Source organism: Arcobacter defluvii (genome assembly GCF_013201725.1).
Taxonomy (GTDB): Bacteria; Campylobacterota; Campylobacteria; order Campylobacterales; family Arcobacteraceae; genus Aliarcobacter; species Aliarcobacter defluvii.
In genome coordinates, this window is record NZ_CP053835.1 from 1,149,426 (window position 1) to 1,162,079 (window position 12,654).

The 12,654-nt window shown below is 26.2% G+C and carries 10 protein-coding genes; 3 read left to right on the top strand and 7 right to left on the bottom strand.

All coding sequences use genetic code 11. From position 1 onward, the window contains the following. Positions 1–36: 36 nt before the first annotated feature. The gene (locus tag ADFLV_RS05785; RefSeq protein WP_014473902.1) at positions 37–1,125 is read left to right on the top strand and encodes a CNNM domain-containing protein; all 1,089 of its coding nucleotides are present in this window, start codon (positions 37–39) and stop codon (positions 1,123–1,125) included. Between the two features lie 4 nt (positions 1,126–1,129). Here the strand turns inward: ADFLV_RS05785 and ADFLV_RS05790 are convergent, their stop codons facing one another. Then, positions 1,130–2,902 carry a L,D-transpeptidase family protein gene (locus ADFLV_RS05790; RefSeq protein WP_129011093.1) on the bottom strand — a complete coding sequence of 591 codons (1,773 nt, stop codon included), beginning with the start codon at positions 2,900–2,902 and terminating at the stop codon, positions 1,130–1,132. Between the two features lie 113 nt (positions 2,903–3,015). After that, the gene (locus tag ADFLV_RS05795; protein ID WP_129011092.1) at positions 3,016–3,684 is read right to left on the bottom strand and encodes a tRNA-uridine aminocarboxypropyltransferase; all 669 of its coding nucleotides are present in this window, start codon (positions 3,682–3,684) and stop codon (positions 3,016–3,018) included. A 72-nt stretch (positions 3,685–3,756) separates the two neighbouring features. Between ADFLV_RS05795 and ADFLV_RS05800 the strand changes: the two genes are divergently transcribed. Continuing rightward, positions 3,757–4,818, top strand: coding sequence for an AI-2E family transporter (locus ADFLV_RS05800; protein ID WP_129011091.1), 1,062 nt, complete (start codon positions 3,757–3,759; stop codon positions 4,816–4,818). A gap of 9 nt (positions 4,819–4,827) precedes the next feature. Here ADFLV_RS05800 and ADFLV_RS05805 read toward each other — a convergent pair whose 3' ends face one another. The 3 genes from ADFLV_RS05805 to ADFLV_RS05815 all read right to left on the bottom strand — a co-directional run bounded on the left by ADFLV_RS05805 (position 4,828) and on the right by ADFLV_RS05815 (position 8,847). Beyond that, complete coding sequence (locus ADFLV_RS05805; RefSeq protein WP_014473906.1) at positions 4,828–5,325, bottom strand: HugZ family pyridoxamine 5'-phosphate oxidase; 498 nt, start codon at positions 5,323–5,325, stop codon at positions 4,828–4,830. Then, a complete protein-coding gene (locus ADFLV_RS05810) occupies positions 5,322–7,685 on the bottom strand; it encodes an ATP-binding protein (RefSeq protein WP_129011090.1) in 2,364 nt (787 codons plus the stop codon). The genes ADFLV_RS05805 and ADFLV_RS05810 overlap by 4 nt, the downstream gene beginning before the upstream one ends. Before the next feature lie 94 nt (positions 7,686–7,779). Continuing rightward, complete coding sequence (locus tag ADFLV_RS05815; RefSeq protein ID WP_129011089.1) at positions 7,780–8,847, bottom strand: CNNM domain-containing protein; 1,068 nt, start codon at positions 8,845–8,847, stop codon at positions 7,780–7,782. A 189-nt stretch (positions 8,848–9,036) separates the two neighbouring features. On the opposite strand from ADFLV_RS05815, the gene ADFLV_RS05820 reads away from it, so the two are divergent. Beyond that, positions 9,037–9,405, top strand: a complete 369-nt coding sequence (locus ADFLV_RS05820) for a hypothetical protein (RefSeq protein WP_129011088.1) — start codon at positions 9,037–9,039, stop codon at positions 9,403–9,405. Between the two features lie 20 nt (positions 9,406–9,425). Here ADFLV_RS05820 and ADFLV_RS05825 read toward each other — a convergent pair whose 3' ends face one another. Together ADFLV_RS05825 and uvrA are read right to left on the bottom strand one after the other, a co-directional pair. Continuing rightward, the gene (locus tag ADFLV_RS05825; protein WP_014473910.1) at positions 9,426–9,770 is read right to left on the bottom strand and encodes a DUF309 domain-containing protein; all 345 of its coding nucleotides are present in this window, start codon (positions 9,768–9,770) and stop codon (positions 9,426–9,428) included. Beyond that, complete coding sequence (uvrA, locus tag ADFLV_RS05830; protein WP_014473911.1) at positions 9,767–12,583, bottom strand: excinuclease ABC subunit UvrA; 2,817 nt, start codon at positions 12,581–12,583, stop codon at positions 9,767–9,769. The genes ADFLV_RS05825 and uvrA overlap by 4 nt, the downstream gene beginning before the upstream one ends. Positions 12,584–12,654 lie beyond the last annotated feature (71 nt).

The following is a 12,654-nucleotide window of genomic DNA, read 5'->3' on the forward strand; positions in this document are numbered from 1 at the left end:
GTGTGGCTTATTTATTTCTTCTTTAGGGGCTAAAAAATGACCCTTTTATTTACCTATCTTATCATTGCATTATTTGTTTCTTTTTTATGTTCGATACTAGAAGCTGTTTTACTTTCTAGTACTTCATCTTATATAGAGTCTTTATCAAAAAAAGATAATACATCATCTGCTGTTGAATTATTAAAAGATTTAAAATCAAATATTGATAAACCAATATCATCTATTTTGATATTAAATACCTTTGCTCATACAATGGGAGCAGCTGGTGTTGGAGCACAAGCTCAAATACTTTTTGGTCAAGAGATGGAAACAATTATTGCTGTTTTATTAACTTTAGCAATTTTGTATTTCTCAGAAATTATACCAAAAACAATAGGTGCTGTGTATTGGAAAAAACTTTTAATTCCATCAGCATATTTGATTAATTTCTTTATAAAAATAACTTATCCATTAGTTTGGGTTTCTATGTTTATTACTCATCTTATTTCAAATGGAAAAACAAAAGAGTCAAATTTTTCAAGAGATGAGATTATGGCAGCAGTTACTATGGGTGAAAAAGAGGGTTCTATTCTTTCTAAAGAGAGTGCTTTAATTGAAAATCTTTTTAAACTTAAAAACATAAAAACACAAGATATTATGACTCCAAGAAGTGTGGTTTTTGCTTTTAAATCAACAACAAAAGTTGAAGATGCAATTGAAGATGATAAGATGTATGTTCATTCAAGAATACCAGTTTATGACGAAACAATAGATGATATAGTTGGAATAGTATTTAACCAAACTATTTTGGAAGAGAGTGTTGAAGAAAGAGATGATACTATTTTAAGAGATATTATGGTTCCAGTTCATAAAATATCTGAAAATGTACCTGTTTCATCACTAATTGATCAATTTATAAATAGAAAAACACATCTTTTTATTGTTGAAGATAATTATGGACAAACAAGTGGAGTTGTAACTTTAGAAGATGCTATTGAAACACTTTTAGGAGTTGAAATAGTTGATGAAATGGATGAAGTTGAAGATATGCAAGTTTTAGCAAAAAATAGATGTAAAATCCAAAATAAAATGTTTATAGACAAAAAAAGAATAGAAAAAAAATTAGACTTGCAAAAACAAGCCTAATTTTTTAGAACATAAGTTTCTCTTGAATCTTATCGTAGTTATAAATATCTTCTCTAAATTGTAATTTCCCGTTTTCATCTACAAATGAAGTTAAATATATTATGTGAACGGGAATTTTTTTACTCAATCCTATAGCTTTTTCTTTTTCAGTTTCTTCACTTAATATTTGATTTACTCTTTCTGAATTTATAGTTTTATCTTCATCTAAAATTGTTGAAAGTAATTCTTCTGGTTTAGAAAGTCTTATACAACCATGAGAATAAGCTCTTCTTGCATTGTTAAATAAAGATTTAGCAGGTGTATCATGTAAATAAACAGCATGTTTATTTGGAAACATAAATTTCATTCTTCCAAGTGGATTTTCATCACTTGGTCCTTGTGTAAATCTAAAATTTGGAACAGAATCAATATCTTGTAAAATTAAAGTATCTAAAACTTCTGTTGTTTCAACTTTTTCAGAATCTTTATGCCAACCTTGATAAATATCAATACCTTTTGATGCTAAATAATTTGGATCTTTAAGAAGTTTTGGAAGTATCTCTTTTTTTGTAATACTTTCAGGAATATTCCAATTTGGATTTAAAACTATATATGACATTTTATCTGAGAAAATTGGAGTAGGGTGTTTTCTTTCTCCTACAACAACTGCCATATTTAGTTTTATATCATTATTTTCAATCATTCTTAATCTATATTCAGGGATATTAATAAGAATATATTTATCTCCAAAATTTCTAGGAAGCCAACGCATTCTTTCTAAATTTAATCTGATTTGTTCAATTTTTTCTTTTGCACTTTTATTTAAAAATTTTTGAGTTTGAAGCCCTACAATTCCATCCGCGAAAAGCCCATGAGTTTTTTGAAAAGAGATAACAGCATTTTTTAAATCTTCATCAAAAATTTCTTCACAAGGAACACTTTCTTTCTCTTCAATTTGTTCTGTGGCTTGTTCTTCAATACTATTTGTAACTATATTTTCAGTATTTATAACATTTTCGCAAGTTTTATTTAAATCTTTACTTTGTGCTAATCTTTCTCTTAATATCTTTACTATTTCAGATTGATCACCAATTCTTAGAGTTTTAAATTCTGGTAATTTTATATAATCACCATTTTGAATGATAGTTTCTAAATCTGAAATTGCATTTATAAGTTTTTGTGCATTTGGATATGTAAAATCTAACTCTTTAAATGCCAATGATAAATCATTGTTTTCAATGGCAAGTTTTAATAACTCTTTAGGATTTCTTTTGATTTCATATCTATCCCATTGAGCATTAATTTCATCATCTTTTTCAAGTTCAGTAAGTTTTTCTTGAAAAGCCTTCCAATTTATAGAACCATTTAATAAATAAAAAGCATATTTATCATAAAGTTCAGTCATCATAAACTCAATTCTTAACATACTATCAATATAATTTTCATTTGATTTATCTAAAGAATTTAAACTGTTAATAACTTCATCAAATTTAAAAATTTTTGAGATATGAGCTTGTAAAACAGGATCATTTTTGATTTTTTCTAAAAGATTTAATGCAATATCTTTTATCTTTGCTTTTTCATCTATCCAATATGGTTTATATTGATTTATTTGGTAATAATCTTTTAATACTTTTTTATTGATTAAGAAAGTTGAATAATCTTTATCTAAAAGTCTTTTTATATTTTGTTCAAAAGAAATTTCTTGTTTATCTTTATTTTGTTCTTCTAAAGTGTCTGAAAATATAAAATTATTTATTAAAAATATAGAAACAATAATAAACTTTAGCCTATTCATAAAACAGTCTCCAATTCTTATATGTAAATTCAAAGTTTGTAAAATATCTAAAAAATCATTAAAAATTGCAATAAAAAAATATATTTTATTATGAATTTAAGAATATATTAAAATTATGATAAATGTACTATCTTTTTATAGGGTATTTTATATCTTGTCCTATTTTCATCATATGCACATTTTACTTGATATTCAACCATTTCTTCAAAAGGCTTCAAAAAATTTCCTAAAAAATCATTTGAAATTTCTTCCATTTTTTGGTTATTTAATTGTTCTAAAACACAAAGAGTCGATTCAATTGTAGATAAACAATATTGATTTGGTTGAGTTTTTATTTTAAATTGTGATGATTTATCATGCTCAAAACTTATCTTTTTTAGATTTTGTAGATTCTTGCTAAGTCTTAGCATCTTTTTTGAACAAGGCCAAGTTGAATCAATAATAAATATCAAAGATTTTTTATCACTTGGCAATTTTTGTGTATTTAATTTTATACTATTTGTATCAGGATATAAAACATAAGCTTCATAATCTTCATTTTTTAAAAGTTCATTTACTCTTTTGTGATTTGTAAAATCAATTCCAACATGTAACTCACAATTTTCTAAGGAGTTATTTGTCATATGTCCTGTACCATTTTTTGTTTTTCTAAACTCTTTTGGATGCATCAAAATGACAAATTTTGTATTTGTTTTTATTGGAGTTATTAGATGTTCACAAATGCAAGAAGATTTTGGTCTATAACATTTATAACAGATTTCTCTAGGATTCTCAATTTGCAATATTTATACTTTCTTATGGGCTTTTTTCTATTTAATTTGATATTATATTATTAAAATTTTTAAAGGCTGATTTTGGAAATAATACAAAGAGATACCAATTTTGCAAAAGCATTTTATTTTTTTGCATTTATATTTTTAGTTGTTTATGCTTTAAATAGTTTAAGCTCAATTTTAACACCAATTGCAATAGCTATTTTGATTTGGTTTTTAATAAATGCATTAGCTTCTCAAATCAAAAAGATACCTTTTTTAAGCCCAAAAATAGCCAATACTATTGCTATCCCTTTATCTTTGATTATAATAGTTTATTTTATGATAGAAATAGGTAGTTTTATAACTTCAAGTATGATGGAATTAAGTTCAAGTATTTCTCAGCTTGATGGAAAAGTAAATGCTTTAATTGCAAAATTAACGCTTATGACATCTATTGATTTTACGACTCCTTTACAAAAGTTTTTCCAAGAATTTAGTCTTTCTAGTGTAATAAATAAAGTTATTGCTGCTTTTAGTGCAATTTTTTCAAATCTTATACAGATATTTTTATATGTACTTTTTTTATTGATAGATCAGCAATTTTTTAGGGCAAAATTGGATGCACTTTTTCCTAAAAAAGAGAATAATGAAAGAGTTGAACATATTTTAACTTCTATTTCAAAAGGAGTAAGGACTTATATTTTTATAACAACTTCAATTAGTTTAATTACAGGTTTTTTAACCTATTTGATTTGTGAAATGTTCTCTTTACAAGGTGCAGTTTTATGGGGATTTATAGCTTTTGTTTTAAATTTTATTCCAACTATTGGAAGTATTATTGCAGTTCTAATTCCAACAATTTTTGCTTTAATTCAATTTCCTTTAATATCAGATGTTCTATTTTTATCTTTATCTTTAGTTGTAGTTCAATTTGTAATTGGAAATATAATTTATCCAAAACTTATGGGAAATAAATTAAATATTTCTCAGTTTGTTGTTATTTTATCTTTGGTTATTTGGGGTGCAATGTGGGGAACTATTGGAATGTTTTTATCAGTTCCTTTGATGATGATTTTATTGATTATTTTATCTCAATTTGATAGTACAAGAAGTTTAGCTATTTTAATTTCAGGTGATGGTACAATTTTTGATAAGAAATAGAGTTAATCTCTATTTTTTACCGTGACCTGTATTTCCAAAGTTTGCTCTATCTAAAAATTCATCAAAGTTTTTTCCACCAAGATTATAAGCTTTTCCAAATCCAAAAACAGCTTCTCCATAAAAAGGAGTAAATTCAAAAAGATAAAAATCTCCCATTTTATGAAGCATTGTTATCATCTCATTTCCAAATTTTTTACTAAATTGCTCTAAAATCTCTTTTTCTTCATTTGTATTTTGTTCTAATCTTTTAGTTGTACACTGAATTGATACTCTTTTTTTTGCAAAGATATTTTTACAATCTTGTTCATCTTCACAAAAAAAGATTGAAGAGTTTGGATTTTTTGTTAAGTTTGAAGAGTGTTTTGCCATCAATGATAAATAAACATAATATTTATGATTTATTTTAACAAATGGAGCATAAGATGAAAAAGGATTTCCTTTATCATCTAAAGAGCTAATAGTCAAACTTTTTATTGGTTCTAAAAATTCATCTAAACTATTTATCATAATTGTTCCTGCCATAAAAGTTCTAACTTAACATTGTAAATATCACTTCTTTTTGGTTTTATAAATAACTCTTCGATTGGAAAATTTGAACTTAAATTAGTAGAGTTGATTTTTTCAATTTCATTTTCAAGCATTGTTTTTAAACTGTTTCTTTGTTCTTCTAATTGATTTATTTCATTTTGTACATATTTAACATCATTTTTTTCTTTTAAGATTTTTGTAGCTCCTCTTGCACTGGTTGCTACTTTTCCAAGAGTTGTTGCTGTTGAACTTTTTCCAAAAAATGCACCTAAGATTGAAGTTCCTATTGAAATTATTGTATCAGTTGTTGTTGATGTTGCTTGTTGTTCTTCTCGTTCAAGTTTCTCATAAAGTTTTGATAATTTATTTTCTATTGAGTCATTCTCTTTTTGAAATTTTGTTTGAAGTTTTTCAACTTCTAAATCAATTTTTTCATTTAATCTATCTTGTAATCTAATTTTAAAATCACCTAAACTTTCATTTTGTTTTGAAGTAAGTTTTAACTCATCATTTTTATAAAGTGTAAGTTTAGAATTTCTATATATATAATCAACAAAATCTTTTTCAATAGTTTTTAACTCTTTTTCACTTTGAATAAAAGTTGGTAATTCATAATAGTGTGAATTTGGTCTCTCTTTTGTTTCAAAATTAGAGTTTTCTACTTCTTCTTTTTCATCAAAGTTTATATTTTTCATTTCTTCATCAAGATATATTTTGCAAGTTTCTGTTGTTTCTAAATCTATATTTTTAGTGCTATTTATATAATGAATATCACAAGAACAAATTAAATAAGGTTGTAAATAATAAGCACTATTTTGAGAACCATAAAGATATTTTTCATTTAGATTTGATGTAATTATAGGTTTAGAAATCCCTTTTTCTATATTTATTTGAGTAATTGTATCTTCATTTTTTTCTTCTTTTTTAGAAGATGAATTAGTTCTTTTATTACTCATTAGTTTTTTTATTCCATCTTTTGGAATAGGACCTTTTAGATAAGATAAAGCCCATCTAGTTTGAAAGATTTTTATTCCATTTTCATTTATATTTTTAAGAATAAAATTTCTTTTTTCAAGACTAGATATAAGATTCATTATCTCATCTTTATCTAAATTTCCTTCATTTGCACTACTTAATCCATCTATTACTTTTTCTTTATCTTGTTTTGTTTGAAGTCTTCCTATAAACCAAGTTCCAATATTTGCTAGACCTTTATAATCAATATCAACAGGATTTTGAGTAGATAAAATAATTCCAATACCAAAACTTCTAGCTTGTTTTAGAAGAGTAAGCATTGGTTGTTTTGATGGTGGATTTGCATTTGGTGGGAAATATCCAAAAATTTCATCCATATAAAGTAGGGCTTTAAGTGAAGTAGTTCCCTCTTGTCTTCTCATCCAAGAAACCATTTGATTTAAAAGAAGACTTACAAAAAACATTCTTTGGCTATCGTTTAGATGCGCAATTGAAAAAATAGAAACTTTAGCTTTTCCATTTTCATCATAAAGTAGGTTTGAAATATCTAAAGTTTCACCCTCTATCCAAGTTTTAAAAGATGGATTTGCAATAATTGTGTTTAATTTCAGTGCAAGTTTTAATCTCTCACTTTGAGCAAAAAATGTCTCTAAATCAAAAATTCCAATTTTTGCAAATGGTGGAGTAACTATCAAAGTAATTAGTTCTTCTAAAGTTAAATCTTTACTTTGAGTAAAATAGTTCATAAAAATTGAAGAAATTAATATTGATTCTTTTGAAGATGAATCATTTTGTTCTGCAATTAAAGATAAAATAGATGAAACAGTTGAATTTACAAGTGAAATTAATAAATCATTATCTTCTAAAACCTCTTTTGAAGGAGCTTTAAATGATGATAAAATTGATATTTGAACACCTGCATCGCTTCCTGGAGTATAGATAGTAAAATCAGCAGAATTTTTTAATTTTTCAATTCTTGAAGAGTTTTGAAAATCATTTTCAAGTCCAGTTTTCCAAAGATTTGCAGTGTTTATTGCAAATTCTTTTAACGTTTGTCCATTATTTTGAGCATCTTGTTCTTCAATCCAAGGTTCAAAATCACTTCCTTGTAGATTTGGAAAAGTAAGAAGTAAGTTTGTCATATCACCTTTTGGGTCAATAATAATTGAAGGAATATTATCAATAGCAGCTTCTTCTAATAAGGAAATACCAAGTCCAGTTTTTCCACTTCCTGTCATACCAATAATTGCAGCATGTGTTAATAAATCTTTGTTTTTATAGACTAAAGGAACAAAACTATTTTCAACTTTTTGTTTTCCTATATAAAAAAGTTTTAACTTTTCATAGTCAATTGTACTATCCATAATAGACCTTTTTTCAAATTAAGTTCATTTATTATATCAAAAAAAAAGTGAATGCCAATTTGACATTCACTTAAAAAAATAGAAATAAGAAATACTATTTATTATTTTCTTGAGTATTTTCTTGAATTTTCTCTTTTTCTTTTCTCTTTGCTTTCATTTTATTAAGTGCAAGCTTTCTCATATCAGCTGTTGTGTCTAATTCATCCATAATTTCTAAACCAAGTAAAGTCTCAATACAATCTTCCAAAGTTACAATTCCTTCTGTTTGATTGTATGAATCATGAACAATAAACATATGCTCTTTTTTTTGAATGAACATATTCAAAGCTTTTGCAACATGTATATTTTGATGAAGTGAAAAAACAGGTTTCATAATATCTTCAAGATTTTTATCACCTTCTGTTAAAGCTTGTTTAAAAATTTTTTTAGTTAAAACAATTCCTACAATATTGTCAATATTACCTTCATATACGGGAACTCTTGAAAATTTAAATGTTCTTTTATCTTCTACAATATCTTTTATTAAACTATTTTTTTCTATTGCATAAACAACAGAACGAGGAGTTAAAATATCTTTTAACTTTATACTATTTAAAGTAAGTGTATTTTCTATTATTTGAGATTCTAAATCTCCAATAATTCCTTCTTCTTCACTTAAAAGTGTAGAGTGGATTAACTCTTCTCTTGAAATAGAATCATTTGATTCTTTTCCAATTTTATTAGTAACGAATTGAGTTATTATAATAATTGGATAAGTAATAAAAATAAAAAAGTTTATAATTCTTGGTGCATAAGGAGCTAATTGCTTCCAATAAACTGCTCCAATTGTTTTTGGAATAATTTCAGCAAAAAATAGAATCATAAATGTTAAAACAATTGAAACAATCATAACTAAACTACTATTTCCTTCAAAAACATTTTGAGCTTGAACTCCAATTGCAGTTGCTCCTAAAGTATTTGCTATAGTGTTTAAAATAAGAATTGAAGCAATAGATTTATCAATATCTGTTTTTAATTTTTTTAATAATTTTCCAGCAGTAGGATTATTTTTTTCTAAAACTGAAATATAAGAAACATTTGTGGATAAAAGAATAGATTCTAAAATAGAACATAAAAATGATGTACCAATAACAGCAATAAATAGTAAGATTAAAATTTCCATTTTTTCTCACTTTTAACTAAACTTTGCCTCGGGGAATTATCTTCCAAGCAGGACTCCTTTTTTAAATCGATATAATTTGTAACTAATAATATCAAAATAAACTTAATAAATAAATTTTTTTTTGAAAAAAAATGATTTTTTATAGTATAATAAGCTTAATAAACAAGTTTTTATTATAAGGAGGTTATCATGGAATATGGATTAATACCAAAAATAGATCAGTATAGTGATAATAAAGCTTTAGAAATGCAAAAAGTTCAACCTTCTTCAAATTCATCTGAAATTAGAGATAAAGAGAATTTAAAGCAAATACAACAAGAAACTATAGTAAAAGCAAAAGAAGCTTCAGATGTAAAAGAAGCAAAAAATGAAACAACAACTTCCTCAAATAAATTTGAAGTTGTTTTATCTAATACAAACTTTGGATACAATGTCTCTTCGAAAGATTTTTATGTAAAAGTATCTCGCGGTAGTGTTGAAAATCAATATCCTACAGAAGAAATGATGAAGATGAAAGCATATATGCTGAGTTTAAGTGAGGAAGCTGTTACAGCTTAGAAAAATCAGGTAAAGTTCTACTACCTGATTTTTTTATTTAATTCTAAAAGTATCTCTTTTGCTTTAAAGTATTTTTCTTTTTCTTCAAAATCTACTGTATCTAAAAGTGGAATATATTTTTCAAAAGCAATCCAAACTTTTTTGTGACTTTCTGGTCTTTTTTTGATATAAAAAAGAGCAAGTGCAGTTGCTCCATTTATTAAACCTTTTAATACAAGTGATTTATTTATTTCGCCTTGTTTTTTATAAAAATTCCAATCATCTTCAAGTAATTCATGAGCTTCAACAAAATAGCCATTTTCTATTGCAAAAATAAATCTATCAATTGCTGTTTTTTGATTGAAAATATTATAATCTATTTTCATTTTTCATTTATCTCTTTGTCAAGATAGTAACCTGTATAAGAACCTGAGTTTTTATGATTTTGTGCTAAAAATTCTGGAGTTCCCTCATCTACAACTTTTCCACCTTTGTTTCCACCTTCAGGTCCAATATCTATAACCCAATCAGAATTTTTGATAACATCAAGATTATGTTCAATTACAAGCACAGAATTTCCAAGTTCAACTAAATGATGTAAAACTTTTGTTAATCTATCAACATCAGCAAAGTGTAAACCAGTAGTTGGTTCATCTAAAACATATAGAGTATTTCCCGTATCTTTTTTACTTAATTCTTTACTTAGTTTTATTCTTTGTGCTTCTCCACCACTAAGTGTTACAGCATTTTGTCCTAAAGTTATATATCCAAGTCCAACATCACTTAATGTTTGAAGTTTTGCTTTTAGTTTTGGAACTTTTGCAAAAAACTCTAATGCTTCATCAACACTCATATTTAAAACATCAGAAATATTTTTACCTTTGTACATAATCTCTAAAGTTTGTGCATTATATCTATGCCCATGACAAGCATCACATTTCACCATAATATCAGGTAAGAAGTGCATTTCTATTTTTATTTCACCTTCACCTTGACATTTTTCACATCTTCCACCTTTTACGTTAAAAGAAAATCTTCCTATTTTATAACCTCTAAGCATTGCTTCTTTTGTTTTAGCAAATAAATCTCTTATATCATCCATAAGTCCAGTATAAGTTGCTGGATTACTTCGTGGAGTTCTTCCTATTGGGCTTTGGTCAAGGTAGATAACTTTATCAAGTTTTTCAAGACCTTCAATTTCTACACCATCGACTTTTTTTACTTTTTTTGCTCTATTTAAAAGTTCTTTTGCAACAGGAAGTAAAGTTTGAAGTATCAGTGAAGACTTACCACTTCCACTAACTCCTGTAATAGCACATAAGTTTTTTAGTGGAATTTTTACATTAAGATTTTTTATATTATTTATATTTACATTTTTTATTTCTATAAACTCTTCTTGGGGACGATTGTGAACATAATCAATCTTTTTTGTTCCTGTTACATATTTTGCAGTTAGAGTTTTTGCCTTATTCATCTCTTTTAAAGTTCCAGCAAAAACTATTTCTCCACCAAATTTACCTGCATTTGGTCCAATATCAACTATATAATCGGCTGCTTGAATAGTTTCTTTATCATGTTCAACTACAATAACAGTATTTCCTTTTTCTTGTAAGGCTCTTAAAGTTTTGATTAGTTTATTTGTATCTCTTTCATGAAGTCCAATAGATGGTTCATCAAGTACATACATAACTCCTGTAAGTCCTGAACCAATTTGCGAAGCAACTCTTATTCTTTGAGCTTCTCCACCTGAAATTGTTCTTGCATCTCGTCCTAAAGTTATATATCCTAGTCCAACATCATATAAAAAATAAATTCTCTCTTTTATCTCTTTTAAAATAGGTGCTGCAATCATTTTATTTTGTTCATTTAAATAAGAGAAATTTTTTTCATCTTGGAAAAAAGCATGAGCTTCTTCAATAGGAATATTTAAAATATCAGGAATAGTTCTATTTGCTACAAAAACACTTTGTGATGAAGGTTTTAGTCTATTTCCATTACAAGCATCACATTTTTTTTCTGTCATGTATTCGCTCATCTCTTTTTCATCTTTTATCATATCATAAGCTAATTTTACTATCCCATCCCATTTTCGTACCAGTTTATGTTTTTTCCAAAAAAAAGTCACTTCATCAACAGTTCCATGCAAAATAGCTTTTTTTTGATGCTCTTCTAAAGATGCAAAAGGAATTTTAATATTTATATTGTTTTGTTCACAAAAAGCTAAAAGCATTTTAAAATAAAAACCTTTATTAAACCCATAGATGATTTTAATAGCACCATTTTCTATTTCTAAATCTTCATCAATTACTTTTTTCATATCTAATGCATATCTTATTCCTAAACCATCACAAGATGGACAGGCACCTTTTGGTGAGTTAAATGAAAAAGATAAAGGTTCAAGTGGTTCAAAAGAGATTTTACAATTAAAACAAGCCATATGTTCAGAATAATGTATAAACTTTTCAGTTCCTACTTCTTCATGGTTCATAATTTCAATTTCAAGTTCACCAAAACTCTCTTTTAAACCTTTCTCAACATCTTGAGCAATTCTTTCTTTATTTTCTTCTTTTACTGTAAGTCTATCTATTACAACTTTGATAGTATGCATTTGAGTTTTAGCTAATTCTATATCTTCATCAAGTCTTACCATAACTCCATCAACCATAGCTCTTACATAACCTTTGTTTTTAAGGCTTTCAAGTAAATCTGCAAAAGTTCCTTTTTTTCTATTTACTAAAGGAGCAAGTATTACGATTTTTGATTCATTTGGAAGAGATAAAACTTGATTTATTACATCACTTGCACTCATTTGAGAAATAGGTTGCCCACATTGGTGACAATGTTGTTTCCCAACTCTAGCATATAAAAGTCTAAAGTAATCATAAACTTCTGTAATTGTTCCGACAGTTGAACGAGGATTTTTTGAAGTTGTTTTTTGGTCAATTGCAATCGCAGGAGTTAAACCTTCTATTCTTTCAACATCAGGTTTTCCAACTTTATCCAAAAATTGTCTAGCATATGAAGAAAGAGACTCAATATATCTTCTTTGACCTTCTGCATATAATGTATCAAAAGCCAAAGTTGATTTTCCTGAACCACTAAGTCCTGTAAATACAATTAGCTTATTTTTTGGTATTTCTAAATTTATATTTTTTAGATTATTTTCTTTAGCATTAAATATTTTTATAGTATCTGTCATAGTTTTGCCTTTAAAATTTTGAAGCTGATATTATAGGATAGATATATATAATTGTCTATTAAAGGCATTTA